23 protein-coding genes and 1 other RNA gene are annotated in these 25,996 nt (G+C 30.4%); 20 read left to right on the forward strand and 4 right to left on the reverse strand.

Annotated features, from left to right (window positions below; all coding sequences use genetic code 11):
* The first annotated feature begins 193 nt into the window (after nucleotides 1–193).
* The 6 genes from ACY2IJ_RS00415 (at nucleotide 194) to ACY2IJ_RS00440 (ending at nucleotide 7,644) form a co-directional block, all read left to right on the forward strand.
* The gene (locus ACY2IJ_RS00415; protein WP_476725184.1) at nucleotides 194–628 is read left to right on the forward strand and encodes a DUF4293 domain-containing protein; all 435 of its coding nucleotides are present in this window, start codon (nucleotides 194–196) and stop codon (nucleotides 626–628) included.
* Nucleotides 629–776: 148 nt separating this feature from the next.
* Nucleotides 777–1,856, forward strand: a complete 1,080-nt coding sequence (prfA, locus tag ACY2IJ_RS00420) for a peptide chain release factor 1 (protein WP_476725185.1) — start codon at nucleotides 777–779, stop codon at nucleotides 1,854–1,856.
* 417 nt (nucleotides 1,857–2,273) lie between these two features.
* Nucleotides 2,274–3,050 (forward strand): exonuclease domain-containing protein, encoded by a 777-nt coding sequence (locus ACY2IJ_RS00425; protein WP_476725186.1) that lies wholly within the window; start codon nucleotides 2,274–2,276, stop codon nucleotides 3,048–3,050.
* A gap of 2 nt (nucleotides 3,051–3,052) precedes the next feature.
* Entirely contained in the window at nucleotides 3,053–3,538 is a 486-nt protein-coding gene (locus ACY2IJ_RS00430; protein WP_476725187.1) for an ABC transporter ATPase, read from the forward strand.
* 15 nt (nucleotides 3,539–3,553) lie between these two features.
* A complete protein-coding gene (locus ACY2IJ_RS00435) occupies nucleotides 3,554–6,481 on the forward strand; it encodes a glycoside hydrolase family 3 N-terminal domain-containing protein (RefSeq protein WP_476725188.1) in 2,928 nt (975 codons plus the stop codon).
* Between the two features lie 89 nt (nucleotides 6,482–6,570).
* The gene (locus tag ACY2IJ_RS00440; protein ID WP_476725189.1) at nucleotides 6,571–7,644 is read left to right on the forward strand and encodes a Fic family protein; all 1,074 of its coding nucleotides are present in this window, start codon (nucleotides 6,571–6,573) and stop codon (nucleotides 7,642–7,644) included.
* Between the two features lie 317 nt (nucleotides 7,645–7,961).
* On the opposite strand, the gene ACY2IJ_RS00445 is transcribed toward ACY2IJ_RS00440, so the two are convergent.
* Entirely contained in the window at nucleotides 7,962–10,430 is a 2,469-nt protein-coding gene (locus ACY2IJ_RS00445; RefSeq protein ID WP_476725190.1) for a TonB-dependent receptor, read from the reverse strand.
* Between the two features lie 10 nt (nucleotides 10,431–10,440).
* Nucleotides 10,441–12,129, reverse strand: coding sequence for a M23 family metallopeptidase (locus ACY2IJ_RS00450; protein ID WP_476725191.1), 1,689 nt, complete (start codon nucleotides 12,127–12,129; stop codon nucleotides 10,441–10,443).
* Nucleotides 12,130–12,292: 163 nt separating this feature from the next.
* Between ACY2IJ_RS00450 and ACY2IJ_RS00455 the strand changes: the two genes are divergently transcribed.
* The 6 genes from ACY2IJ_RS00455 (at nucleotide 12,293) to ACY2IJ_RS00480 (ending at nucleotide 16,646) form a co-directional block, all read left to right on the forward strand.
* A complete protein-coding gene (locus ACY2IJ_RS00455) occupies nucleotides 12,293–12,583 on the forward strand; it encodes a hypothetical protein (protein ID WP_476725192.1) in 291 nt (96 codons plus the stop codon).
* 13 nt (nucleotides 12,584–12,596) lie between these two features.
* Entirely contained in the window at nucleotides 12,597–12,893 is a 297-nt protein-coding gene (locus ACY2IJ_RS00460; RefSeq protein WP_476725193.1) for a cell division protein ZapA, read from the forward strand.
* Nucleotides 12,894–12,945: 52 nt separating this feature from the next.
* A non-coding RNA gene (ssrS, locus tag ACY2IJ_RS00465) (6S RNA) lies at nucleotides 12,946–13,053 on the forward strand.
* Nucleotides 13,054–13,104: 51 nt separating this feature from the next.
* Complete coding sequence (gene rny, locus ACY2IJ_RS00470) at nucleotides 13,105–14,667, forward strand: ribonuclease Y (RefSeq protein ID WP_476725194.1); 1,563 nt, start codon at nucleotides 13,105–13,107, stop codon at nucleotides 14,665–14,667.
* 94 nt (nucleotides 14,668–14,761) lie between these two features.
* A complete protein-coding gene (locus tag ACY2IJ_RS00475; protein ID WP_476725195.1) occupies nucleotides 14,762–15,646 on the forward strand; it encodes a LysR substrate-binding domain-containing protein in 885 nt (294 codons plus the stop codon).
* 76 nt (nucleotides 15,647–15,722) lie between these two features.
* Complete coding sequence (locus ACY2IJ_RS00480) at nucleotides 15,723–16,646, forward strand: YeiH family protein (RefSeq protein ID WP_476725196.1); 924 nt, start codon at nucleotides 15,723–15,725, stop codon at nucleotides 16,644–16,646.
* A 2-nt stretch (nucleotides 16,647–16,648) separates the two neighbouring features.
* On the opposite strand, the gene xerD is transcribed toward ACY2IJ_RS00480, so the two are convergent.
* Together xerD and ACY2IJ_RS00490 are read right to left on the reverse strand one after the other, a co-directional pair.
* A complete protein-coding gene (xerD, locus tag ACY2IJ_RS00485; protein ID WP_476725197.1) occupies nucleotides 16,649–17,545 on the reverse strand; it encodes a site-specific tyrosine recombinase XerD in 897 nt (298 codons plus the stop codon).
* A 560-nt stretch (nucleotides 17,546–18,105) separates the two neighbouring features.
* Nucleotides 18,106–18,483, reverse strand: a complete 378-nt coding sequence (locus ACY2IJ_RS00490) for an HU family DNA-binding protein (protein ID WP_476725198.1) — start codon at nucleotides 18,481–18,483, stop codon at nucleotides 18,106–18,108.
* A 561-nt stretch (nucleotides 18,484–19,044) separates the two neighbouring features.
* Between ACY2IJ_RS00490 and aroQ the strand changes: the two genes are divergently transcribed.
* The 8 genes from aroQ to ACY2IJ_RS00530 all read left to right on the forward strand — a co-directional run bounded on the left by aroQ (nucleotide 19,045) and on the right by ACY2IJ_RS00530 (nucleotide 25,996).
* On the forward strand, nucleotides 19,045–19,461 hold the full coding sequence (aroQ, locus tag ACY2IJ_RS00495) for a type II 3-dehydroquinate dehydratase (RefSeq protein ID WP_476725199.1): 417 nt from the start codon (nucleotides 19,045–19,047) through the stop codon (nucleotides 19,459–19,461).
* Between the two features lie 3 nt (nucleotides 19,462–19,464).
* Complete coding sequence (locus tag ACY2IJ_RS00500; RefSeq protein WP_476725200.1) at nucleotides 19,465–20,316, forward strand: ABC transporter permease; 852 nt, start codon at nucleotides 19,465–19,467, stop codon at nucleotides 20,314–20,316.
* A gap of 48 nt (nucleotides 20,317–20,364) precedes the next feature.
* Complete coding sequence (locus ACY2IJ_RS00505; protein ID WP_476725201.1) at nucleotides 20,365–20,727, forward strand: four helix bundle protein; 363 nt, start codon at nucleotides 20,365–20,367, stop codon at nucleotides 20,725–20,727.
* Between the two features lie 79 nt (nucleotides 20,728–20,806).
* Nucleotides 20,807–22,084 (forward strand): ABC transporter ATP-binding protein, encoded by a 1,278-nt coding sequence (locus tag ACY2IJ_RS00510; RefSeq protein WP_476726526.1) that lies wholly within the window; start codon nucleotides 20,807–20,809, stop codon nucleotides 22,082–22,084.
* On the forward strand, nucleotides 22,077–22,985 hold the full coding sequence (locus tag ACY2IJ_RS00515) for a hypothetical protein (RefSeq protein WP_476725202.1): 909 nt from the start codon (nucleotides 22,077–22,079) through the stop codon (nucleotides 22,983–22,985). Before ACY2IJ_RS00510 ends, ACY2IJ_RS00515 begins: the two co-directional genes overlap by 8 nt.
* Nucleotides 22,979–23,851: a glycosyltransferase family 2 protein gene (locus ACY2IJ_RS00520; RefSeq protein WP_476725203.1), complete on the forward strand. Its 873-nt coding sequence runs from the start codon at nucleotides 22,979–22,981 to the stop codon at nucleotides 23,849–23,851. The genes ACY2IJ_RS00515 and ACY2IJ_RS00520 overlap by 7 nt, the downstream gene beginning before the upstream one ends.
* Nucleotides 23,839–24,756, forward strand: coding sequence for a glycosyltransferase family 2 protein (locus ACY2IJ_RS00525; protein WP_476725204.1), 918 nt, complete (start codon nucleotides 23,839–23,841; stop codon nucleotides 24,754–24,756). Before ACY2IJ_RS00520 ends, ACY2IJ_RS00525 begins: the two co-directional genes overlap by 13 nt.
* Nucleotides 24,746–25,996 carry a UDP-glycosyltransferase gene (locus tag ACY2IJ_RS00530; protein ID WP_476725205.1) on the forward strand — a complete coding sequence of 417 codons (1,251 nt, stop codon included), beginning with the start codon at nucleotides 24,746–24,748 and terminating at the stop codon, nucleotides 25,994–25,996. Before ACY2IJ_RS00525 ends, ACY2IJ_RS00530 begins: the two co-directional genes overlap by 11 nt.

Genomic DNA, 25,996 nt, shown 5'->3' on the forward strand with positions numbered 1-25,996 from the left:
ATAAGTATAGTTGTGAAAAATTATACGGTTGCAATTTGATATTTGATTTTTTTTGAAAATTAGTTACAATATATAAGTGTTTGTACTGTAACAGCTTACTAAGCCAAAACAAATATAGTTTTTTTTTTAATGTAACAAAGTCTTTAATAAATAAAAAGAAAATGTAAATTTGTGCTAGTTATTAGAAAAAGTTATGATTCAGAGAATTCAAACAGTTTATTTATTTGTTGCATTTATAATTGCAGGAGTATTAACTAGTTTTTTTTCATTTTTTACACTTTTAGATCATGTAGAGCTATATTTAGCAACTACTTTTAGTAATAACTCAGTTCTTTTAAAATCAGTAGGAGTGTTTTTTGTTTTATCATCTGTTTTGTCTTTAGTCGCTATTTTTAATTATAAAAAAAGACAAAATCAATTTGTGATTAATAGAGTAAACATTCTGATCAACTTCTATTTATTGAGTGTATTGATATACTTATCTCTAAAACTACCTGGAGAAATGAATATTTCTGAGAAGGGTATTGGGATTTACTTTCCAATTGCTATTATTGTTTTGCTAGTCATGGCAAACAAGGCAATTAAAAAAGATGAAGATCTCGTAAAATCTGTAGATAGGTTACGATAAACTTAACATCTTAGTTTATTTAGTGCGACTAAAACCTCAAAACTTTTGTTTTGGGGTTTTTTTATGTTTTTAAAACAAGATGGGATATGAATATTAATTCTAAAATTCAATTATAAATTGTAATTTTGCATTCTACAAAAAATAAAACATGTTAGATAAATTAAAAATAGTTAAGCAACGTTTTGATGAAGTTTCAGATTTAATTATACAACCAGATATTATTTCTGATCAAAAGCGATATGCAAAACTTAATAAGGAATATAAAGATCTAAGCAAAGTAGTTGAAAAAGGAAACGAATATCAGAGTATACTTTCAAATATAGAAGAAGCAAAAGAGATTATAGCTGACGGATCTGATGCCGAAATGGTAGAAATGGCTAAAATGGAGTTGGAAGAAGGAAATGAAAAAATTCCTCAATTGGAAGAGGAAATTAAATTTATGTTGATTCCTAAAGATCCAGAAGATGCCAAGAATGTAATTGTTGAAATTAGAGCAGGTACTGGTGGTGATGAAGCAAGTATTTTTGCTGGAGATTTGTATAGAATGTATACTAAGTATGCAGCTTCTAGAGGATGGAAGTGTGAAGTAGAAGATATAGCTGATGGTACTTCTGGAGGGTTTAAAGAAGTTATATTTAGTGTAACTGGTGAAGATGTTTATGGAGATTTAAAATTTGAATCTGGAGTACACCGTGTACAACGTGTGCCACAAACAGAAACACAAGGGCGTGTGCATACATCTGCAGCTACTGTAATGGTATTGCCAGAGGCAGAAGAATTTGATGTTGAAATAAACAATGCAGACGTTCGTGTAGATTATTTCTGTTCATCAGGGCCAGGAGGTCAGTCGGTAAACACCACTTATTCAGCAGTACGTTTAACACACATACCAACAGGAATTGTAGCTCAATGTCAAGATCAAAAATCTCAGCATAAAAACAAAGACAAAGCCATGAAAGTATTGCGTTCTCGTATTTATGAAATGGAATTGGCTAAAAAATTAGAAGCAGATGCAGCTCAACGTAAAACAATGGTAAGCTCAGGAGATAGATCTGCAAAGATTAGAACTTATAACTACCCTCAAGGTCGTGTAACAGAACATAGAATTGGTTTAACACTTTATGATTTAAGTAATATTGTAAACGGAGATATTCACAAAATTATTGATGAGTTAAAATTAACTGAAAATACAGAAAAGTTAAAAGAATTAGGTGAAGCCAATATTTAAAGACTTTAAATTATAGATATAAAAAAAGCCCCTTGCTATGTTAGGGGCTTTTTTTACTTTTATTACCATCTGTTGTGGGTCCGGTATTGTTTAAAACTGTTACAGTATAATGTTTTCGGGAAATTTGCTATGAACCTAAACGTTATATGTTGTGTTTGTAATCAAATTTTAAACTTTTATAAAAGTGTAAAAGAAAAAAATGTTGTATTGTAAAGTTATGAATGAAATAGATTTAAAAACGACAACTTCGATTAAGTGTTGTTTGTTGTAGTTAAATGGTTTGTTTTATTCTTTTTTTGGTGTTTGTATCCTTTTTTTAGGATAAGGTTGGTCGTTGATAAGTAATCGTATTTTCATAGTATTAAACCCATAAGGTTTGTACTGATTTTTTTAAATTTACTTATATATATAAACTCCATGAAATTAGAATTAACAAGACCTATCGTATTTTTTGATTTAGAAACTACAGGAATCAATATAGCTAAAGATAGAATCGTAGAAATATCAATTTTAAAAGTATTTCCTAACGGAAATAAAGAAAGTAAAACTTGGTTGGTCAATCCGGAAATGGAAATTCCAGCAGAATCTTCAGAAATTCACGGAATTACAAACGAAAAAGTTGCAACAGAACCAACTTTTAAACAATTAGCTCCTCAAATTCATGAGTTGATCAAAGGTTGTGATTTGGCAGGATTCAATTCAAACAGATTTGATGTGCCTTTATTGGCAGAAGAAATGTTAAGAGTAGGGGTAGATTTTGACTTAGACAATGTAAAGTTTGTAGATGTTCAAACAATTTTTCACAAAAAAGAACAAAGAACTTTAACCGCAGGGTACAAATTTTATTGTGATAAAGATTTAGAAGGGGCACACTCTGCAGAGGCAGATACCAATGCAACTTATGAAATATTATTAGCTCAAATAGAGAAGTACGACGATATTGGAACGAATGTTGCTGATTTAAGTGCATATTCGTCTCATAAAAAAAGAGCAGATTTTGCAGGTTTTATTCAGTTTAACGACAAAGATGAAGAAGTTTTTACGTTTGGAAAATATAAAAACAGAACCGTTTTAGAGGTGTTGGCAGAAAATCCGGGTTATTACAACTGGATTATGAATGCAGATTTTCCATTATACACTAAAAAGGTGTTAACTAGTATTCGATTGAAAACATTGAACAACAAATTAAAATAATTATGTACGTACCTTATTATACATTACCAGATACAGCAAGAGTTTGGATGTATCAATCTAACCGAAAGTTTACAGCACAAGAGCAAGAACAAGTAGGCAAAATGACTACTGATTTTGTAGAACAGTGGACAAGACATGGAGAAAATGTAAAGGGGAGTTTTACCATTCTTTACGATCAGTTTTTAATTATTGCTGTAGACCAAAGTTTTGTAGAAGTTTCGGGTTGTTCTATAGATGCTTCGGTAAAACTAGTACAACAAATACAAGTGCAGTTTCAGGTAGATATGCTAAACAAATTAGCTGTGGCTTATAAAGAAAACGAGGAGATTAAAGTTGTTCCAATGAATCATTTTGCTGCTTTGGCAAAAGAAAACAAAGTAACTCCAAATACGGTTGTTTTTAACAACATGGTAAATACTAAAAAGGGTGTAGAAACTCAGTGGGAAGTTCCTGCTAAAGATAGTTGGCATGCACGTTGTTTTAATTAGTATTTAGAGTTGTTTATGAAGTATATTTTTCGGGTAGTTGTTTTTTTTGTTTTTTCTAATTGTTTTTCACAACAAGTAGAATTAGGTGCGCAACCTTTGGTGGCTAAAGATAGTTTGGCTCAAAAAGTTTGGGTAGATAGTATCCTTAAAAACATGTCTTTAGATGAAAAAATAGGGCAGTTGTTTATGGTACAAGCCTATTCTAATAAAGATGACAAACACAAACAGGAAATCAATAGTTTGATTCAAAATCAGCACGTTGGGGGTTTGATTTTTATGCAAGGAACTCCTGAAAAACAAATTGATTTGTACAATGAGTATCAGGCGAATAGTAAAATTCCTTTACTCATTGGTTTTGATGGTGAATGGGGCTTGTCTATGCGTATTAAACCATCCTTTGCTTATCCTTGGAACATGACTTTAGGAGCAATTCAAAACGATTCGTTGATTTATCGTGTTGGACAGCAAATAGGAAAGCATTGTAAAGAGGTTGGAATTCATATTAATTTTGCTCCTGTGGTAGACATTAATACCAATCCTTTAAACCCTATTATAGGAAATAGGTCTTTTGGAGAAAACAAAAAAAATGTAACTCAAAAATCAATAGCTTTTGTACAAGGAATGCAGAGTGTTGGAGTGTTAGCCAATGCCAAACATTTTCCTGGACATGGAGATACAGCCTCAGATTCTCATAAAACATTGCCTGTTGTAAATTTTAATGTAAATAGATTAGACAGTTTAGAACTGTATCCCTATAAACAATTAGTGAAATCTAATTTAGCCAGTGTTATGGTGGCTCATTTGGATGTACCTGCTTTAAAAACTGAAAAAGGAAGACCTACTTCTATTTCTAAAAAAGTAGTTACTGAGCTTTTAAAGAATAAAATTGGTTTTAAAGGATTGGTGTTTACCGATGCTTTAAACATGAAAGGAGTGGCTAATTATACAGCTGCAGATAGTGTGGCTTTGGAAGCTTTAAAAGCTGGAAACGATATGTTGTTAATTCCAGTGGATGTAGAAAAAGGAGTTAAAACAATTAAGAATGCCATTCTTAAAAATGTACTGACAGAAGCTAGGTTAGATAGTTCTGTAGTTAAAGTGTTAATGGCTAAATATTGTGTGGGTTTACAGCACAAAAAAGTATTAAACAAAGTTGATGTTCAACAAAGAATTCACACGATAGAAGACGATTTGTTGTTTAAAAAAGTTGCCGAAAACGCAATTACCTTAGTAAAGAACGAGAATAATTTACTTCCTTTAAAAAGATTAGATACGCTTAAAGTTGCATCTGTTTCTTTAGGAGATGATGTTTCTGGAACTTTTGTGCAAACTCTTAAAAAATATACCACTGTTGATGAAATAAATCAACTAACGGTTGCAAATTATAAAAGCAAATTAAAAAAATACAATACTATTGTTGTTGGGGTTCATAAATCTGATGAACATCCTTGGAAATCTTATAAATTATCTAGTACCGAAGTTGCATTAATTCAAAAAATAGCTTCTTACAAAAAGGTGATATTAACAGTGTTTACAAGCCCGTATTCTTTGTTAAAATTAAACGGGTTTGATGGAATTTCTAACGTAGTTGTCGCATATCAAAACAATTCGGTATTTCAATGGGTAGCTGCACAACAATTATTTGGAGCGGTACCTTTTACAGGAAAATTGCCAGTTTCGGTATCTCAAAAGTTTAAGGAAGGAAGTGGTATTACTACTCAAGCACTGCAACGTTTGCAATATGGTTTTCCTGAAGAAGAAGGAATGAATTCTTATCAACTAAAAAAAATAGATTCTGTAGCCCAACTTGTAATTAAAGAAAAAATGAGTCCTGGTTTGCAAGTATTGGTGGCTAGAAAAGGAAAAGTGATTTTTGAAAAATCGTATGGATATTTTACCTACGATGCAGTACAAAAAGTAAACAATACTTCTATGTACGATTTGGCTTCTTTAACCAAAATATTAGGTGCGTTTCCTTTGTATGTAAAAGTTCTGGAAAAGGGAGTGTATAGGTTAGATCAGACTTTGGGAGATTTGTTACCTATGTATAAAAATACTCCTTTGGAAAAACTGTTGGTGATAGATATGTTTGCGCATCAATCGGGTTTACAAGCGTGGATTCCTTTTTATGTAAAAACCTTAGATAGTGTTTCTAAAAAGCCCATGGATATTTGGTATAGAAATAAGGCCGAAAAAGGATTTGATTTAAAAGTTGCTGAAAACTTGTATTTAAAAAACGAGTATATTGATAGTATTTATCAGGAAATAAAAGTGGCTCCTTTGCGTAAAACCAGAGACTATAAATACAGTGGTTTGCCTTTTTTTTTATTTAAAAAAGTGCTAGAAAACCATTATCATCAACCGATGGATGTGTTGCTTAACAATCAGTTTACAAAAAAAATAGGAGCCTCTACATTAATGTACAATCCTTTAGAAATGTATGCAAAAGACAGCATTGTCCCTTCTGAATTGGATACTTATTACAGATATCAAAAATTACAAGGAACAGTACATGATATGGCAGCAGCCATGTTTGGAGGAGTCTCTGGAAATGCAGGATTGTTTGGAACTGCCAATGATGTTGCTAAAATGATGCAACTGTATTTAAACAAAGGAATGTATGGTGGAGAAAGGTATTTTAGAAGCAATACATTTGATATGTTTAACAAGGCTTATTTTAAAAGTAGAGACAATAGAAGAGGTTTGGTTTTAGACAAACCATCGGGTGATGATGTTGTTAAAAGTACGTGTAATTGCACGTCTATGGAAAGTTTTGGACATAGTGGTTTTACCGGAACCTTTGCTTGGGCAGATCCTAAAACAGAGTTGATTTATGTTTTTTTATCAAACAGAACTTATCCTACCATGGCTAATAATGCTTTGGGTGCTAATGATATTAGAACGGATATTCAGCAACTTATTCAAGATGCTATTGTAGAGTAGTTGTGCGTAATGCGACAAAAAGTCCCATGATTATAATACATGTACTTTATTTTGTATTTTTGGTACGTATTGTAAAAATGTAAGACATAATGTCCCCAATAAAAAAACTTGATAAACTTCCTCCTAAAAGAGAAAAAGTAGAAACTTTAGAAATTCTAAGACAATTAAGTAAATCATCAAAATCTTTAGGAGAATTAAAAGGAATTGCTCAAACAATGCCCAATCAAGAAATGCTTATTAATGCAGTAGTTCTCCAAGAAGCAAAAGATAGTTCTGAGATTGAAAATATTATTACAACTCAAGATGAATTATATAAAGCTTTAGCTACAAAAACAAAACAAGGTTCCCAAGTAAAAGAAGTAATCAATTATCGAAAAGCTATTTTTTCTGGACAAGATTTACTTAAAAAACAGGGTTTCTTAAGATTGAAAGATATTGAATTCTTACAAAAAACAATTATTGAAAATAATGCAGGAATAAGAAATATGGCTGGAACTGTTTTAAAAAATGACAAAACAGGAGAAGTAGTTTATACACCACCACAAGAGAAAGACGAAATTTTAGATTTATTAGGTAATTTCTTAGAACATTTTAATATAAAACAGGACGACTTTCCTCCTCTTATAAATTTAGCAATATTACATTACCAATTTGAAAGTATTCATCCCTTCTATGATGGTAATGGTAGAACAGGTAGAATACTAAATATTCTATATTTAATTATAAATGAATTTCTTGATATTCCTATTTTATATTTAAGTTCATATATAAATGAAAACAAATCAGATTATTATAGACTTCTAAATAAAGTAAATAAATCTGACCAATGGGAAGAGTATATTTTATACATCTTAAAAGCTATAGAAGTAACATCTGATAGAACTATTCAAAAAATAAATTCTATCAATAATTTACTTTCTGAAACCATTGAAATTGTACAAGAAAAAGAACCTAAAATATACAGGAAAGAACTTATTGAATTACTTTTCGAACAACCTTATTCAAAAATCGAATATGTGGTGCAAAAACTAAATGTAGAAAGAAAATCAGCTTCAAGATATTTAAATAGTCTCGAGAAAATTGGAATTATTACTTCTGAAAAAGTTGGTAGAGAGAACATTTATGTTAACAGAAAATTAATCGAAATACTAAAAAAGCACTAACTACAACAACGGCTAAAAACCATTTGGGCTTTCCTCTTTTCTCTAAGTTTATTGCTTTTTACTTGGTCACAAAAGCCTTTTGTTTGTTTTGTGGCTGAAAGTTCCGTTACTTTTTTACCCAAACATTTCCTAGCGAAAACCGTTATACTGTTAGTGATTGACCGGCCTGTTTGAGCTCTTTTATTTTTTAAGTATTCAAAAAAGCTTTTTTGTAAGCTCCTTTTGTTTTCAAGAAAAAAGTGTTTTTGTTTGTGATGATAAAAATAAAAAGCGAGTAGGGAAAGCACGACCCAAAGGGGAACACCCTAATCAATAAATTAAAATTCCATTCCTACCTTAAAGTTTAAAATTCTACCCGTTAATACATTGGGAACTCCGTTGTATTGCTGATTGTCTACATCGTAAATCCAAGTATTGGTGGTGGTGTTGTTAATGTCAAAAATGTTAAACAACTCCAAACCAAAATCTAGTTCTTTAAAATGCTTTAAAAAACCAGTTTCGTATCTTTTATTTTCGTCTACAATAATATAAGCCACTCCAATGTCGGCTCTTCGGTATGGTCTTAATCTTGTTTGAAAGTTGTATCGGTCTACTTGGCTATTAGGATCGGCACTGGCATTGGTAGGAGATCCACCTGGTAAGCTAGAATTTAAGACTAGGTTTAGATAGGCTTTAAAATTGGGATTGCTGGGCACATAGTCTTGAAATAGCATGGCAAACTTAAAACGCTGATCGGTAGGTCTGGCAATATAACCTCTGTTATTGGTGTTTTCTTCGGTTTTTAAGAATCCTAAACTAATCCAGCTTTCTTTACCTGGAACAAATTCTCCGCTCAACCTTAAATCTAATCCAGCCGCGTATCCTTGCGTGTTGTTGTTGGCATCGTAGCGAATTCTAACATTATCCAAGGTATAAGCATTGATGTTGTTTAATTGTTTGAAATAAACCTCAGACGTCATTTTAAACGGACGTTTCCATTTGGTAAAACTATATTCGTTAGAAAACACATAATGAATAGATTCTTGTGCATCTACATTAAACTGAAGCACTCCTTGAGGATTTCTTAGTTCTTTGTAAGACGGAGGTTGGTGGTAATATCCTGCAGAAAGTCTAAAGACCATGTCGGTATGATTCCAATCGGGTTTTAAAGAAAGTCTAAACCGTGGACTGATGGTTTGTTTAAGGTCTGATTGAATGCCAGTAACGTTGTCTTTTAAATACCAAAGTTGTGTTCTAATTCCTGCATGATGCCATAGAATATGATTTCCAATCCACCATTTTTTATTCCATTGTGCGTATCCAGAAAAACGAAAAATATCGGCATTGTTTTGTGCTCTTACGCTGTAAAAAGGAGTAATGGGTGCTGTAAACGGAGTGTTGGGTTGGTTGTTTTCTATATTCTCATTAGGGTTTCTTAGTGTAATTCCGTTGTCATCAATGGTTGTCCATTCGCTAATTCGGTCTCTAATGTTTTCTTGTTGGAACTTTAAACCTGCTTCTAGTTTGTGTTCATCAATACTGTGCTGAAATGTAGCTTTCAGGTTTTGAATTAAAATGTCTAAATCGTTTCTTGCGTGGTCTAGTTGAGAACCTACTCCTGTGGTAAATAAAGGTTCTCCGCTTGTAGGGTCTATTTCTGAAATTCTGTAAGCTCCAGAAATATCGTAATGTTCTTGTTCTTGTGTGTTGAACAAAGAAGCGGTCAGGTTGATGTTTGTGTTTTTATTGAACTTGTATTTGTAGCTAAAAGCACCAAAATAGGTTTCAAAATTATCTTGTTCGTTTCCTTCGTAAAAAACAACTAGTTCTTGTGGTTTTATCAATCCACCAAATTGAGTAACTCTAGAAATAGGTGTAAAATTATAGTTGTTAATGGCAATATTTCCTAAAAAGTCTAAACTGCTTTTAGGGTTGATTTGATAGGACAAGTAAGTTTGGAGGTCTACAAAAACAGGTTTAAAGTTAGTCTCGGTATCCTTACTATTTACCAATAGTTGATTGTTTCTATATCTGGCTCCAATTAAAGTAGAAAGCTTGTTGTTTAAGAAAATATTCTCATAAGTATAACTAGCTCCTAATAAATTTAGGTTAACGGTAGAAAGTTCTTTGGTAGGTTTTTTATAGTGAATATTTAGTACGGAGGATAATCTGTCTCCATACTTAGATTCAAACCCTCCTGCAGAAAAATTGATGTTTTCTGTCATGTCTGAATTTAAAAAACTCAATCCTTCTTGTTGCCCCGATCTTACTAAAAAAGGTCTGTAAATTTCAATTCCATTTACATAAACTAAGTTTTCATCAAAACTACCTCCACGAACGCTGTATTGTGTGCTTAGTTCGTTACTATTATTAACTCCTGGTTGAGTCATTAATAAATTTTCTATTCCAGCATTGGCTCCAGGTACACGCTTAAATTTTTTGGCTTTTAGTTTGATGACTCCCTGTTGCGCAGCTTCGTAACTTTTGAGGGTTACTTCTTCAATTTCTTGAGACTGTTCTTTTAGAATAGGAGAGTAGTTAATGGTTTTGTTTTTATAGCCTTTAAAGGTTTTTATGACAGATCCATAACCAATGTGTGAGAATTTTACGACTGTTTTTTCGTAAGCTATAATTTCAATGGTATAGGTACCATCATCATTACTAATAGTTCCTTTGTTTCCATACGTAATGCTAGCTCCACTTAAAGGTTCTTTGTTTTGATTGGTAATGGTACCTGTTACAAAACCTGTTTGTGCAATAGTTACAGAACTAATGAATATAGTAAGGAGCGTGAGTATATTTTTCAAACAGATAGGTTTATTTGGTAAAGTTAGCTTCAAAAGTTTGCGTATTGCCTAGCAAATCTTCAATCTTTAGTTTAAATATATGTTTTTTACCTGTAGGTTCTAAATCATTTAGATCAAAAGTAAGTCTATTTTTTTTAGGCTCATATTCCATTAAAATCCATTGATTGTCTACGGTAGCATAATAGTTTTTAATTCCTGTTTCGTTATCTTTTATATGAATGTACAAAGATTTGTGTTTGCTAATGTTTTGATGGTTGTAAAAGCTAGGTTTGTATATTTTAGGAGCAATGCTGTCGTATTTTAAATAGAAATCTCCTAAGTATTTGGTATTGGTGTATATTTTATTCTCTTTTTTATATGTAGTTACATAGTTGTAATATTTCCCGCTTTTTTGAGCAAAATAGACATGCTTTTTTTGATGAGCGCTTAAACTATCTGTAAAATAGGTTAAGGTATAGTTTTTATCAAGCGGTAATTCAGGTTTGTGAACTGTTATTTGATCACCTTTATACTTGTAGTCTATATAAGTGTCTTGATAAAATGTGTTTTTTGGAAAACGAATTTCGGACAAACCTTGTTTAAAAACCGTGTATTTGTTTTGAGGAACAAAATAAGGTGTTTTTATATTTTCTTGAACAATGGGAATGATAGATTTGTTTCCTTTTATAGGAATTCTAAGTGTGGTTTGGTTGTTGGCAACATCTTTAGCTACAATTTCAATCCTAAAATTGTCAGTTTCCTGAACGGTTAAATAACCTTTGTTAGTAGCTTGTTTGTATATAGACAAGGGGTTTACTTTTTCTATATACGTTTTTTGAAACTTTCTATATTTCTGTTTGTAGTAAGGATAATCAATTAATAAATTAATGTATTTGCTTTCGCTAAAAGCAAAAGTCTCTAAGTTGTGGTAATATACCAATGTATCGTTCACATGCATTTCTATACTGTACACACCATTTTTGTTAAAAGGAGCGTGATTTAATAAATCGTGGGTTCTTACAGAAAGACCAATTTTTCCAATCGCAGTGATTTCATCAGCAACATATAAGTTATTGTTTACTTTTTTGATTTGTATTTCTTGTGCTACAGGTATTTGATTGATAGCCGATTTTTCTCCAAAAGGAGTCGCTCTTAACCCTCTAAAAATAGGAGGGATGTTATCGGTAACTGGGTAACCAAAAAGCAAAGGATTGATGATTTTTTCAGTCTTTGTGTCTCTAATTTCAAAATGTAAATGTGGAGCGGTAGAACCACCAGTATTCCCAGAGTAGGCAATAATTTCATCTTTAGCAATAGGAAGTGCTGTTTTACTTGGGAATAGTTGAATTTCAAAAGATTCCTTTTTGTATTGCTGAGCTTTTACATAAGCTTCTATTTTGGGACTGAATTTTTTTAAATGACCATATACAGTGGTATATCCGTTAGGATGTGTTATGTATAAAGCCTTTCCGTATCCCCACAACGAAACTTTAATTCTAGAAACATATCCTTCTTTTGCGGTGTATATTTTTTTACCTTCTACGGCTTGAGTTTTAATATCAATTCCTGAATGGAAATGATTGGTTCTTAATTCTCCAAAAGTACCTGCCAAAATAATAGGGAAATCTACAGGATTTCTAAATTCGTTTTGTGGGTATTTTTGTTGTCCAAATGATAAAATAGTTCCTAATAAGAGGAATATGTAGCTTGTTTTTTTCAAAAAATAAGGTTTTATGAACAAACAAAAATAAGGAATATCTTAAAAAGGACACATAAAAGTCTGAGAAACAAAACAAATCGTAAAAAATAGAATTAACGCATCAAAAAGTTGGAATTCACAATAACAATGCTATTTTTGTAAGTATTGTTTTAGCGATGATAATATGGGAAGTCAACAAGAAATTATAGTCAAATTAGAGGCTAATATTGAACAACTTCTAGAACGCTATGAGTTTTTGAAAAAAGAAAATGAAATTTTGTCAAACAGCAATTTTCAATTACAGCAAAGAGAAATAAGTTTGCAAGATGAAATTACATTTTACAAAGAAGAGCTTCAACTATTAAAAGTAGCTAAAACATTAGAAGGCAGTGAAGGATATAAGAGAGATACGAAAGCTAAAATTGATTTTTTAGTAGCTGAAATAGATAAATGTATTCAAGAATTAAATACATAAAGTTCTTTTTGAAATGGCCGATAGTTATAAAATTAATGTTGTGATAGGTGGTAGGAATTATCCTATTTCGGTTTCTTCTACATCAGAAGAACAAGGGGTAAGAGCGGCTGCAAGCAAGATTAATAAGTTGATATCTGATTACGAGAGTAATTATGCTGTTAACGATAAACAAGACGTTTTGGCTATGTGTGCGTTACAATTTGCTTCGTTAATAGAAGTAAATAAAGTAATAAAAGAAGAAGAAAATGAAGCAACGATGGCTAAAATTTCAAAAATAAATAGTAAATTAGAATCGTATTTACAATCATAAAGTTCATTACATAGAAATAAAAACACTGCCTACTTTGGTTTTCGTTTGATAAACTCAACACTATATCTTTAAAAAGGATGAGTCTAATATGTTAAAGCGCGCTGTCTTAGAACAGATTCTTGATCATGTTGTTAGTCCTAAAAAATGTTTTAAGGAGTTTATAAAACTAACCTCAGTAGGTTTTTTTATATATCAAATTTTACTAAAACAAATGAATAGTACAGCTATAATATTAATTGCCATAGGAACCTTTTTATTAGGTTTTATAGTAGCAAAAATGTTAGAGAAGTTTAAAGCTTCTCAGATTATTAAAAATGCAGAAAAGGAAGTAATCTCTATTCTTAAAGAGGCAAAACTAACTGCAGAAACTCTTAAGAAAGATAAAATACTACAAGCAAAAGAAAAGTTTATAGAGCTTAAAGCTGAGCACGAAAAAGTGATTTTGGCTAGAGACAAAAAAATATCGGATGCCGAAAAACGTGTAAAAGACAAAGAAACTTCTTTAAACAAAGAGATAGAAAAGAACAAAAGGTTAAACAAAACTATTGAAGAAAAAGAAGCGGATTATAATTATAGACTTGAGATTCTTGATAAAAAACAAATAGAAGTAGATAAGTTACACAAAAAACAAGTTGAAATTTTAGAATCCGTATCTGGTTTGTCTGCAGAAGATGCTAAAATTCAATTGGTAGATTCTTTAAAAGCTGAAGCAAAAACAGATGCTATGGCTTACATACGAGATACGATTGAAGAAGCTAAATTAACGGCAGAACAAGATGCTCGTAAAGTAATCTTAAACACCATTCAAAGAGTAGGGGTTGAGCAGTCTATAGAGAACTGTGTGTCTGTGTTTAATATAGAATCCGACGATGTTAAAGGACGTATTATAGGTCGTGAAGGAAGAAATATTAGAGCTATTGAAGCTGCTACTGGTGTAGAAATTATTGTAGATGATACTCCAGAAGCAATTATTCTATCTTGCTTTGATCCTGTTCGTAGAGAAATTGCTCGTTTGTCATTACATAAATTGGTAACAGATGGTCGTATACACCCAGCAAGAATTGAAGAGGTGGTTGAAAAGACGGAAAAACAAATCAATCAAGAAATTATTGAAGTTGGTAAACGTACTGTTATTGACTTAGGAATACATGGATTACACCCTGAGTTGGTTAAAACAGTAGGACGTATGAAATTCCGTTCTTCTTACGGACAAAATTTATTACAGCACTCTAGAGAAGTGGCTAACTTATGTGGATTAATGGCTGCAGAGTTAGGACTGAATGTAAAAGCAGCTAAAAGAGCTGGATTGTTGCATGATATAGGTAAAGTGCCTGATACAGAAAGTGAATTGCCACACGCAATTTTAGGAATGCAGTGGGCAGAGAAATATGGTGAAAAACCAGATGTGTGTAATGCTATTGGAGCTCACCACGACGAAATTGAAATGAAAACCATGATTGCCCCTATTGTTCAGGTGTGTGATGCTATTTCAGGAGCAAGACCAGGAGCAAGAAGACAAGTTTTAGATTCGTACATTCAGAGATTAAAAGATTTAGAAGATTTGGCATTTGGATTTAAAGGTGTTCAAAAAGCATATGCAATTCAAGCTGGACGTGAATTGCGAGTGTTGGTAGAAAGTGAAAAAGTTACAGATGAACAAGCTTCAGATTTATCTTTTAATATTTCTCAAAAAATACAAACAGAAATGACCTATCCAGGTCAGGTTAAAATAACTGTAATTAGAGAAACTAGAGCTGTAAACGTAGCTAAGTAAACTTATTAACAATTATAAGATTGTTCATAACTAAATAAAAAACCGTTCTAGTTTTCTAGAACGGTTTTTTGTTTGTATCTAAAAATGAAGGATAATGAAAATAAAATTTCAAGTTTTTAAAACAGTAGCCCATTATTTAAGCTTTACCAAAGCATCAGAAGAACTTTGTATGTCTCAGCCAGCAGTATCAAAAGCTATTAGGAGTTTAGAAAACACTTACAAAGCTACTTTTTTTGTTAGAAAGCGTAATTCTATAGAGCTAACCCCTAAAGGATTGGTGTTTTTAAGTTATGTAGATAGAGTATTGAGTGTTTATGCTGAAATAGATCAGGAGTTTGTCAATTTACAAGATTGTTTCCCTAAAGATATTAGTTTTGGGGTAAGTACAACATTAGTTAATAATATTATGCCTAGGATTATTGTTCGTTTTAGAAAACAATATCCTGATATAAAGTTTAATATTAAAAGCGGAAATTCGGATGAGATAGAAAATCTTATTTTAAATCAGCAATTAAATTATGGAATAACAGAAGGAAGGAATACCAATAAAAAATTAAAATTCAAGAAATTTATCAAAGATGAAATTGTGTTAGTGACCAATGCAAAAAATACTTTTTTAAAAGAAGATGTTGTAGATAAAAAACAGCTACAACACATTCCTGTTATAGAAAGAGAATTGGGTTCTGGAACTAGAAAAATTATCGATAGTTCTTTGAGTACTTTTGGGATAGAAAAACTAAATACGGTAGTAACCCTAAATAGTGTAGAAGCCATAAAGAATTACTTATACTATTCCAATGATTTTGCTTTTTTATCTATTCATGCTGTTAGTGACGACTTACTGAATCATAGATTAAAGATAGTTGAGATTGAAGGATTGACGATTGAGCGTTGGTTTTACTTTGTGTCTAGAACAGGTTATTATTCTAAGGTGATGGAATATTTTGAAAAATTTTCTCAAAACAACTATAACTTTTAGTTATTGAGGATGTGTTTTTAGATTGCAGTACTATTTAGTTTTAGGTGTAGTTTTATGACTGTAAAATTGATACAGCATGAAAAATAAAAGCATCAAAATTCTATATTTAATTTTTATAGTTACAGCTCTCTCAGGAGTTTTAACTAGTCCCGTTGCCTTGGTACTAGGTTTTTTGTTTTCGTTATTTTTTCACAATCCATTCCAAAAACAAAGTTATTATTTTATTCATTTTTTATTAAAAGTAGCTGTTGTAGGATTAGGATTTGGAATGAGTATGAAAGAAGTTGTTGAAGCTAGTAAGCAAGGGATTGGTTTGACTTTTTTGTCTATCTTTTTTACTGTTTTTTTAGGTTTGTTAGTTATTAAAACGCTAAAAATAAATAAAGAAGTGGGCTATTTAATTACCTCTGGAACTGCTATTTGTGGAGGAAGTGCAATTGCTGCTATTTCTTCTGTTGTAAAAGCAACATCAAAACATATAAGTGTTGCTTTAGGGGTTGTCTTTTTATTGAATTCTTTGGCTTTGTTTGTTTTTCCAGCTATAGGGAGTTTTTTAAAACTTACACAGCATCAATTTGGTTTGTGGTGTGCTGTTGCTATACACGATACAAGTTCTGTAGTAGGGGCTACTTTAAGTTATGGAAATGAGTCTTTAAAAATAGCAACTATTGTAAAACTATCTAGAACTTTATGGATTGTTCCGTTGTCTGTACTTTCTATGTTTTTGTTTAAAACACAAAACAGAAAAATTCAAATTCCCTATTTTATTTTGTTGTTTGTAGTAGTTATTTTTATCAATAGCCTAGGATTTATTCCTGTAAATATTGGAGGAATAATAGTATCTATAGCTAAAAGAATAATGGTGGTGACTTTGTTTATTGTAGGGTCTACTATATTAACTAAAGATTTAAAATTGATAGGAATAAAACCTGTTGTGTTGGCGATTTTTTTGTGGGTATTTATCTCTGTTTTTTCTTTAATTTATATCCTTTATTTATAAAATTAGTTTTGAGCTCTAGGGTGGTATTTGTTTACAACTTCGGTGAGTTTGGTTTTGTCTATGTGTAAATAAACTTCTGTAGTCGTAATGCTTTCGTGTCCTAGCAAAGCTTGAATTACTGTTAAATCGGCACCACCATTTAATAAATGTGTGGCAAAAGAATGCCTAAACGTATGTGGACTAATTTTCTTTTTTAAACTTGTTTTTTCTGCCAATTGTTTTATAATGGTAAAAATCATTACTCTAGTTAGTTGGTTTCCTCTTCTGTTTAGGAATAAAATATCTTCAGAACCTTTTTTAGGGGGCGTTAAGTTTCTTTGGGTATTAATGTAATTATTGATTATATTTTCTGTGTATAGATTTATAGGGATAAGTCTTTGTTTGTTTCCTTTTCCTGTAACTTTAATAAAACCTTCGTTAAAATATAAATCAGAGATTTTTAAGTTAATGAGTTCGCTTACACGCAATCCACAACCATAAAGTGTTTCAAGGATTGCTCTATTTCTTTCTCCCTGAGGGTGCGATAAATCAATAGCATCAATAAGGTTGTTGATTTCTTCTTCGGCTAATGTGTCGGGTAGTTTTAAGCCTATTTTTGGAGCTTCTATCAGGTTCATAGGGTTGTCATCACGGTATTGTTCCATCATTAAATATTCAAAAAAAGAAGAAAGTCCAGAAATTAATCTTGCTTGAGACCTAGCTTTGTGAGTTTTTGAATAGTTATACACAAAACTTTGTATGTCTGCAGACAAAATATTTATTGGAGTTAGCGAGGTTTCTTTAAAAAACGAGGCTAGTTTTTCGCAATCTTTTTGATAATTGACAATAGTGTTTTTAGCTAACCCTTTCTCTATGAGTAAGTATTGAGTAAAATCTTTAATGTAGTGGTTCCAGTTCATAGGTAGGTAAAAATAAGAAATATAAGGTCAGATGACAGTGGCTTAACAGTAAATGTTGCCAAGTTCATATATGTTGGGAGTAGTGGAGTATAAGTTGTATTTGTTTTATGAGACATGTTTTTATGCAAATAGCTATAAATTCAATCAAAGAACCCTAAATAAAATTGCACAAATTATATTTATAGTTTAATTTTAGGGTAGATTCGCTGTAACGAATCGAGGTTTTTTAGTAGCTAAAAAGTCTAAACTCAATAGAAAAAGGGTGCTAGTCCAGCTTTTATTGAGTTTTTTTAGGTCTATAAACAAGGTGATTTCTTTTTTTAGATCGTTTTTACAATTGGAATGCTGAATTTATTTTTTGTAACGTTGCTTTTATGAAAGAATAAAGGTGTGGTTTACGTTTTTGAACGTTAGAGTTGTTTAAAAGTAACGTTTCTTTTGCTTGTTAAAGCGGTGGATTTTGATGTGGTTAAGGGTAAAAAAAATCCCCGACTGCTGTAACAATCGAGGTTTTTTAGTACTATAAAGCTAAAACGCTATATAGAAAAAGGGTGCTAGTCCTATTTTAAGGTAAAATTTACATTTTTTAACATGTTGCGAAGTTTTACATCGGGTCTAAAATTTAAATGAGCTGATTTCACGGTACTTGCTGTCACTTCCTTTTCCGTTTCAGATGGAAAGGAACGTACACCTACTTGAAAGGAGCCTAGCTTGTTTAGTTTTACAATTTTTCCTTGTTCTAATTCGTCCACAATGTTGTGAACCAAAGAAAGTATTACAGCATAACAGTCGGCTTCTCTAACTGTACTTTGGTTAGAGACTAAATAAGCCAATCGTTCTAAGTCAGTAGTACCTGTTGCTACTGCTTGTGCATAAAATTTTTTTTCCGCGGTCAGATCTTGCGGGTTGGTCTTTTGTAAGGGTTTAATTCTTACCATATTACATAAAGTTTATAAATTTCACTCTTTTGAGTGGTCGCCACAATAGGTGTTGACATTTATAAAGTTAAAAAAGATGTTTTTTAAAATAAAAAATCTATGCAAAAGTTATTGACAATCATTTTTTGTTATAGTTCTAGAAAATGAAGTTAGTATATATATGAGCTCTATGCTTATTCTAGGCCTTTGTTTTATTGATGTTTGTTATTTCTGATAACATAAGTCATTTGTGTGTTGTGTATGCACATATAAAAAAGTTATCAACAAGTGTACATATTAAAAAATTAATTTTTTAGACATAGAAAAGGAAATTAAAGAAAAAAAACAATTGCTTGTTGTTGATTTTTAACGACTTATAGCTTCTTTGTGAAAATATTAAAACAGGTTTTTGTTGTCTTGATTAGGAATCTTTATAAAAACTAAGATTCTAGGTTTTTAAAAATAGGAGTGATTCAGTGAATTGCCATAAAAAATATCAATTTATTTACATGGATATTATGGGATGTTTGATAGAATGCCCCTGTTTTTTCTTATTTTTGGCATTATCCATATGCTATTCTAATGAAACTATTAATTTTAAACGGACCTAACTTAAACTTGTTAGGAAAAAGAGAGCCTGAAATATACGGAACTCAAACTTTTGAGCAATATTTTGAACAATTAAAAGCCAAGTATTCAAATGTAGAGTTGACCTATTTTCAGTCGAATAGTGAGGGGGCTATGGTAGATAAAATTCACGAAGTCGGTTTTTCTTACGATGGGATAGTGATGAATGCAGGTGCCTATACCCATACTTCTGTAGCTATTGCCGATGCGGTTAGTGGTGTGACGACTCCAGTGGTAGAAGTTCATATTTCTAACACACACAAAAGAGAAGCATTTAGACACAAATCTTTCTTATCTCCCGTTTGCAAAGGAGTTATTTTAGGTTTTGGATTAAAAAGTTATGATTTAGGAATTGAGAGTTTTATTGAATAAACGATGAGCAAAAATGAAGATTGGTTATACGAAATAACCCCCAAGAACAATCTTTTTGATTTAAACTTAAAAGAAGTTTGGAGGTACAGAGATTTGTTGTTTCTTTTTGTGAAAAGAGACGTTGTTACGGTATATAAACAAACTATTTTAGGGCCTTTGTGGTATTTAATTCAGCCTTTGTTTACTTCGGTAATTTTTACGTTAATATTTAATACCATAGCCAAAATAGATACGGGTGGAATTCCCCCATTCTTATTCAATTTAGCAGGAGTAACTAGCTGGAATTATTTTAGAGAATGTTTAACAGCTACAGCCGATACCTTTAAAAAGAATCAAGCCATTTTTGGAAAAGTTTATTTCCCTAGAGTTATTATGCCGATGTCTGTTGTTTTATCTAATCTAATGAAATTTGGAATTCAGATAGGAATTTTAATTGCATTTTACATTTATTATGTTGCTAGTGGTAGCCTAATAAGACCTACTATTTACATACTAACCTTTCCTTTGGTAATTTTATGTATGGCTATGTTGGGGCTAGGCTTAGGTATGATCATATCCTCGATGGTGACAAAATATAGAGACTTAACATTTTTGGTTTCTTTTGGTGTACAGTTGTTAATGTATGTGTCCTTGGTAAATTTACCTTATAAAGAATTTAAAGAAAGAGGCTATGAATGGGCGGTAGACTACAATCCTATGGCACATATTATAGAGTTTAGTAGATATATTTTATTGGGAGAGGGAACAGTTTCTTTATTTGGAATACTGTATACTGTTGCAACTAGTCTTATTGTCTTCTTATTAGGAATTGTGATATTTAATAGAACTGAAAAAACGTTTATAGATACGATATAATCAGTTATCGGTTTTAGGTTAACCGTTTTGTGTTTAAAATTAATTACAATGAAGAGTTATAAAGATTTAGAAGTTTATAATATTGCTTTTGAGTTGGCTATAAAAGTTCATAACATAACTTTAGAGCTACCCAAATATGAGGTATATGAGCAAGGAAGTCAGGTTAGACGATCTTCTAAAAGTATTAAAGATAATATTGCAGAAGGATATGGAAGAAGAAAATACAAAGCTGATTTTATAAAGTTTTTAATTTATGGACATGCATCTTTATTAGAATGTAAATCTCAATTAGAAATGATTCAGGAATTGTATGATATAAAAGAGATTAGTGTTTTGATTAAAGAATATGACGTACTTGGGGCAAAATTATATACGTTTATAAGCTATGTTGAAAATAACTGGAAAAGCTAAAGTAATGGAAAAAAACATAGGAAACCAACAACCGATAACGGAGAACAGTCAACAGATAACCGATAACGGAGAACAGACAATAGACATCATTCTAAAAGTAGAAAACATATCTAAACAATATAGGTTAGGTACTTTGGGTACAGGAACCATTAGTCACGATTTAAACAGATGGTGGCATCAAATTAGAGGGAAAGAAGATCCATATTTAAAAATTGGTGAAACCAATGATCGATCTACCAAAGGAGAATCGGAATACGTATGGGCCTTAAAAGATATTTCTTTTGAGGTAAAAAGAGGTGAGGTTTTAGGGATTATTGGAAAAAATGGAGCAGGAAAATCTACTTTGTTAAAAATTTTATCAAAAGTAACAGGGCCTACTACGGGGAGTATAAAAACCAAAGGTAGAATAGCCTCGTTATTAGAGGTAGGAACTGGATTTCATCCAGAAATGACAGGACGTGAAAATGTGTATTTAAATGGTGCTATTTTAGGAATGACCAAAAAAGAAATCAATGCTAAAATTGATGAAATTATTGCCTTTTCGGGATGTGAACGCTATATAGATACCCCAACTAAACGTTATTCAAGTGGTATGACGGTTCGTTTGGCTTTTGCTGTAGCAGCCTTTTTAGAACCAGATATTTTAATTGTAGATGAAGTATTAGCAGTAGGAGATGCTGAGTTCCAAAAGAAAGCCATTGGTAAAATGCAAGACATTTCTGATAGTGAGGGAAGAACTGTATTGTTTGTGAGTCATAATATGGCTGCTGTTAAGAGTTTGTGTACAAAGAGTGTCGTATTAAACAATGGAGAGGTAGTTTTTAATGGAGATGTACATGAAGGTGTGAGTTTTTATTCCGATTTGTTTTCAAAAGAACTACAAGAAGGAGCTAAAATAAAATCCTTTTCAGATAAAATATCAGTTGAGAAAATAATAATAAATAAAGGAGATAAACAACTAACAACTGGATGTTCTTTATTTATTGGAGATAAAATTACATTTAAATTTACTTTGTTAATAAATACTGTAATTGAAGGGCTTTGTGTCTCTTTGGATATAATTAACAAAAATGAAGAATTTATAGCTCATATATCACATGAAGATGGTGAGATAGTTTTTGAACCAATATATAATAATGGGAAAATTGAAGTGGAGTTTACAACCGATAAAATATTTTTTATTCCTGGGGTTTATAGTTTTAATTTATGGGTTGGACAATTTCAAATAACTACGTTATACACTATGCATAATGTTTTTTCATTTACTTTAGAAGAAGGAGAATTAGTAAAAAGAAAAAAAGAGTTACCAAAACATTCAAAGTTTTTCTTAAATACAAAATGGAAGATATATGATTAAAGTAGGTTTTTTGATTTCATATGATTATGAAATGTTGTTTAAATCTTTACCATATGTATATAAAAATTCCGATAAAATTTATTTAGCAATTGATGTTAACTTAAAAACATGGTCTGGTAATTATTTTAATATTTCAGATGATTTTTATGAAAGAATATTAGAACTAGATGTAGATAATAAAATACATTTTTACAAAGATTCTTTTTACCAAAGGAATTTATCAGCAATGGAAAATGAAGTTAGAGAAAGAAATATGCTGTTAAAATATATGGGAAAAGGATGGTTAATTCAATTAGATGTAGATGAATATATTTTAAATTTTAAGATTCTAGCAAAGTATTTAAACTCTCATAATTATTTAGTAATGTTTAATTGGTTTTTTCCTGTAACGATATCTGGTAAATGGGTTACTTTATTTAAAGAGAGTGAAGGAAGTTTTTTTTATATGCCAGATTTAGAATCTTTTAGTTTTATAACAAATATTCAGAGATATACAGGTGCGAGAAAAAACAGTAGGATATGCAATATTCAGTCAAATGTTATAACGCTACATCAATCATGGGCAAGATCATCAGAGGAAATATATTTAAAATTAAAGAATTGGGGGCATAAAGATGATTTCGATACAGAGGATTATTTTAAATTTTGGAAAAGAGTAAGTTTTGATAATTATAAAGAAATTAAAGATTTTCATCCTTTAGAACCCAAACAATGGGAATCTTTAAGTTTTTCTACGGTAGAAAATTTAGAAAATAAATATTTGAATTATAGTTTAAATTTAGAATTAGTTAACGGTTTTAATATAATTAAATCTAATTTTAAAGTTAAAATGGATAAGAATAAAAATTTAATAAAAAGATTCTTTAGAAGAGTTTTATTTAGACTAAAAAAAATATGGTAGATGTATCTATTTTAATTATTAATTTTAATACTGATGAGTTAACACTACAAGCTGTTAATTCTGTAATAAATTTCACAAAAGATTTATCTTATGAAATTATTGTGGTTGATAATAATAGTTCTATAAAAACTAATCTTTCTAGCTTATTGAAAGAAAAGACAAATACTTATTTTTATCAGCTAGATGAAAATAAAGGTTTTAGTAAAGCTAATAATTTTGCTTATGCAAAATCAAAAGGAGAGTATGTTTTTCTTTTAAATTCAGATGCTTATTTGCTAGATAACTCAATACTAAAAATAGTAAATAGTTATAAAAATGAGTTTAGGTATAAAAAAATAGGATGTTTAGGTGTTAATCTAATTAATAGAAAAGGGGATCAAAATATATCTTATGGTGATTTTTATTCTGTAAAAAAAATAAAGGAAGATTTTGGTTTATCTAAAGATAAAAAGGTTTTGTTTTCTAAAAAAGTAGATTTTTCAGGAATTAAAGAAGTTGATTATGTTTCTGGAGCTGCAATGTTAGTTAAATCGGATTTGGTCAAAGAATTAGGGTTGTTTAATCCTCAGTTTTTTATGTACTTTGAAGACATGGATTTATGTTATAGGCTTTTAAAAAAAGGATATAAAACAATGTTAGATTCAACAATTAGTATTGTTCATATTGGAGGTCAGTCAGGCATAGTTAGTCAAACATCTAGTTACAAAAGAGATAAAGGTGTTCTTTATAGTAAGTATCTGTTTTCAAAAAACTTTTTACCAGTATTGATAGCAGAACTAGTTTATTTAGGATATTATTTTAAATGTAGTTTCCATCATTTAAAAAATAGTCTTTATCAATTAAAAATAAAAGTATGTGTGAAATAAAAAAAAAAATATTAATATTTTCCTCAGTAAGAAAAAATTATGAAATAGTAGAATTGGCACTTAACTCATGGTTAGCCTTAGAGGTGTCCAATTTTGAAATAGATTTTTTATTTTATGATGATAATGACGATTATAAATCAACTAAATATCTTAAAAAATTAGAGGAAGATAATCTTAATGTTAAATTAGCTGACTTTAGGATTGATATAGCTGATAATTTTAAAGGAGATCATATTTGGAATAAAAAACAAATTAATAAAATTACGCTAATTAAAAATCAAGCTATAGAATATTCTTTAGAAAAAAAATATGATTTTTTGTTTTTAATTGATGCAGATTTAGTTTTAAATAAAAAAACATTAGCACATTTAGTCTCTTTAGAAAAAGATTTTGTTTTTGAAGTCTTTTGGACTTTATTTTATGGAGAAGCGTATTATAAACCAAATGCTTGGGATTTTCATTCATGGGCTTATTATAATGAATCTACAATTTTGAATCTTTCTAGACCAGGTGTTTATGAAGTTGGAGGAGGAGGTGCATGTACCTTGTTATCAAATACTATTTTAAAAAAAGGTTTAGATTTTACTAGATTAAAAAGTTTATATTATCAAGGAGAGGATAGACATTTTTGCACAAGAGCTCAAGCTTTAGGGTATGGGGTTTATGTAGATACAAAATATCCAGTCTATCATATTTTTGATAATAAACAGATTAGAGAAGCAGAAGAATGGTATAGAAAAGGGGCAAATCCTTCTTTTTTTAAAAAATGGTTGAATGAAGATTGGGAAAAAAAAGTAGTGAATTCTTTTAAAATAGAAGAGAATTTAATGAAAAGGATAAAATTATTTATGTATTCCATTAAACGTTCATTTTATAAAATTTTTATAGGAGGTAATGATAAATAGTATACTGATTATATCAGAATCCATAGATATAGAAGACAGTAGTGGTTCTAAAGTAAATGTAGCTTTGATTCAAAATTTAAAAAAGATAGGCTATAAAGTAAAAGTATTACACTATACTAGAAAAGAGATTCAACTAGAAGATGGAATTGAATGTATTTCTATACCTGAAATAAAATTTTCTTTGAATTATATTTTAAGTAGATCACAGCGTGTTTTTCAAAGGGTTACAAAAAAAAACATTTCTAAATTTATAGAAAATATATTTGGACATTCTTTTACCTTTTTCAACGATTCTAAAAGTATTTCAAAAGGAGTTGCTAAGTATTATAACAATGAAGAATTAATCATAACTTTAAGTAAAGGAGCTAGTTTTAGACCGCATCATGCGATGTTAAGAGTCCCTAGTTTACATACTAAATGGTTAGCTTACATACATGATCCCTATCCTTTCCATTTTTATCCAAGACCCTATAATTGGGTGGAGTCGGGCTATCAATTTAAAGAATCTTTTTTTAGAAAAGTTTCTGAAAAAGCAAAGTATAGTGCTTTCCCGAGTTTGTTATTGCAAGAATGGATGGGGGGATATTTTCCTAATTTTTTAAACTCAGGAATTATTATACCCCATCAAAGTTTAGAGATGGCAAACACAGAAGAAATTGATTTTCCTAACTATTTAGATATCACAAAGTTTAATATTTTACACGCTGGGTATTTAATGAAGCAACGTTCTCCATTAGGTTTAATTAAAGGATATCGTCAGTTTTTAGAAAAGAATAAAGAAGCGGTAAAAAACACAAAATTAATATTATTAGGGAATGCAGAATATTATAGCAATGAATTAATAAGGGAAATAGATGAAAATGTTTTTTGGAATAAAGGTAACGCTCCTTTTAAGGAAGTAGATTTTGTTCAAAAAAATGTGTCGGTAAATATTATTTTAGAATCTAAATCTGAAATTAGTCCTTTTTTACCGGGTAAATTTACACATTGTGTAAAAGCAAATAAACCTATTTTGCTATTGGGGCCTTATTATAGTGAAAGCAAACGTTTATTAGGAGATAATTATAAGTATAAGACTGAAGTGGACGATATTAAAAAAATTTCAGAATTAATAGAGGAGCTTTATAAAAATTGGAAAAAGAAAAATAATCAATCTTTAGAAAGAGATGATTTACAAGAATACATAAGTTTAGAATATTTAAAAAAACAATTTATACATATTCAAAGTTTATCAATCTAA

It is taken from the genome of Wenyingzhuangia gracilariae, from assembly GCF_056387575.1.

Excerpts from the sequence above, each read along its gene's own strand:
- ACY2IJ_RS00475 (WP_476725195.1), top strand. The coding sequence starts at position 14,762 with ATGAAAATAAAATTTCAAGTTTTTAAAACAGTAGCCCATTATTTAAGC.
- ACY2IJ_RS00520 (WP_476725203.1), top strand. The coding sequence starts at position 22,979 with ATGGTAGATGTATCTATTTTAATTATTAATTTTAATACTGATGAGTTA.
- prfA (WP_476725185.1), top strand. The coding sequence starts at position 777 with ATGTTAGATAAATTAAAAATAGTTAAGCAACGTTTTGATGAAGTTTCA.
- ACY2IJ_RS00425 (WP_476725186.1), top strand. The coding sequence starts at position 2,274 with ATGAAATTAGAATTAACAAGACCTATCGTATTTTTTGATTTAGAAACT.
- ACY2IJ_RS00525 (WP_476725204.1), top strand. The coding sequence starts at position 23,839 with ATGTGTGAAATAAAAAAAAAAATATTAATATTTTCCTCAGTAAGAAAA.
- ACY2IJ_RS00515 (WP_476725202.1), top strand. The coding sequence starts at position 22,077 with ATGATTAAAGTAGGTTTTTTGATTTCATATGATTATGAAATGTTGTTT.
- ACY2IJ_RS00430 (WP_476725187.1), top strand. The coding sequence starts at position 3,053 with ATGTACGTACCTTATTATACATTACCAGATACAGCAAGAGTTTGGATG.
- ACY2IJ_RS00415 (WP_476725184.1), top strand. The coding sequence starts at position 194 with ATGATTCAGAGAATTCAAACAGTTTATTTATTTGTTGCATTTATAATT.
- ACY2IJ_RS00435 (WP_476725188.1), top strand. The coding sequence starts at position 3,554 with ATGAAGTATATTTTTCGGGTAGTTGTTTTTTTTGTTTTTTCTAATTGT.
- ACY2IJ_RS00460 (WP_476725193.1), top strand. The coding sequence starts at position 12,597 with ATGGCCGATAGTTATAAAATTAATGTTGTGATAGGTGGTAGGAATTAT.
- ACY2IJ_RS00530 (WP_476725205.1), top strand. The coding sequence starts at position 24,746 with ATGATAAATAGTATACTGATTATATCAGAATCCATAGATATAGAAGAC.
- aroQ (WP_476725199.1), top strand. The coding sequence starts at position 19,045 with ATGAAACTATTAATTTTAAACGGACCTAACTTAAACTTGTTAGGAAAA.
- ACY2IJ_RS00500 (WP_476725200.1), top strand. The coding sequence starts at position 19,465 with ATGAGCAAAAATGAAGATTGGTTATACGAAATAACCCCCAAGAACAAT.
- rny (WP_476725194.1), top strand. The coding sequence starts at position 13,105 with ATGAATAGTACAGCTATAATATTAATTGCCATAGGAACCTTTTTATTA.
- ACY2IJ_RS00480 (WP_476725196.1), top strand. The coding sequence starts at position 15,723 with ATGAAAAATAAAAGCATCAAAATTCTATATTTAATTTTTATAGTTACA.
- ACY2IJ_RS00505 (WP_476725201.1), top strand. The coding sequence starts at position 20,365 with ATGAAGAGTTATAAAGATTTAGAAGTTTATAATATTGCTTTTGAGTTG.
- ACY2IJ_RS00490 (WP_476725198.1), bottom strand. The coding sequence starts at position 18,483 with ATGGTAAGAATTAAACCCTTACAAAAGACCAACCCGCAAGATCTGACC.
- ACY2IJ_RS00455 (WP_476725192.1), top strand. The coding sequence starts at position 12,293 with ATGGGAAGTCAACAAGAAATTATAGTCAAATTAGAGGCTAATATTGAA.
- xerD (WP_476725197.1), bottom strand. The coding sequence starts at position 17,545 with ATGAACTGGAACCACTACATTAAAGATTTTACTCAATACTTACTCATA.
- ACY2IJ_RS00440 (WP_476725189.1), top strand. The coding sequence starts at position 6,571 with ATGTCCCCAATAAAAAAACTTGATAAACTTCCTCCTAAAAGAGAAAAA.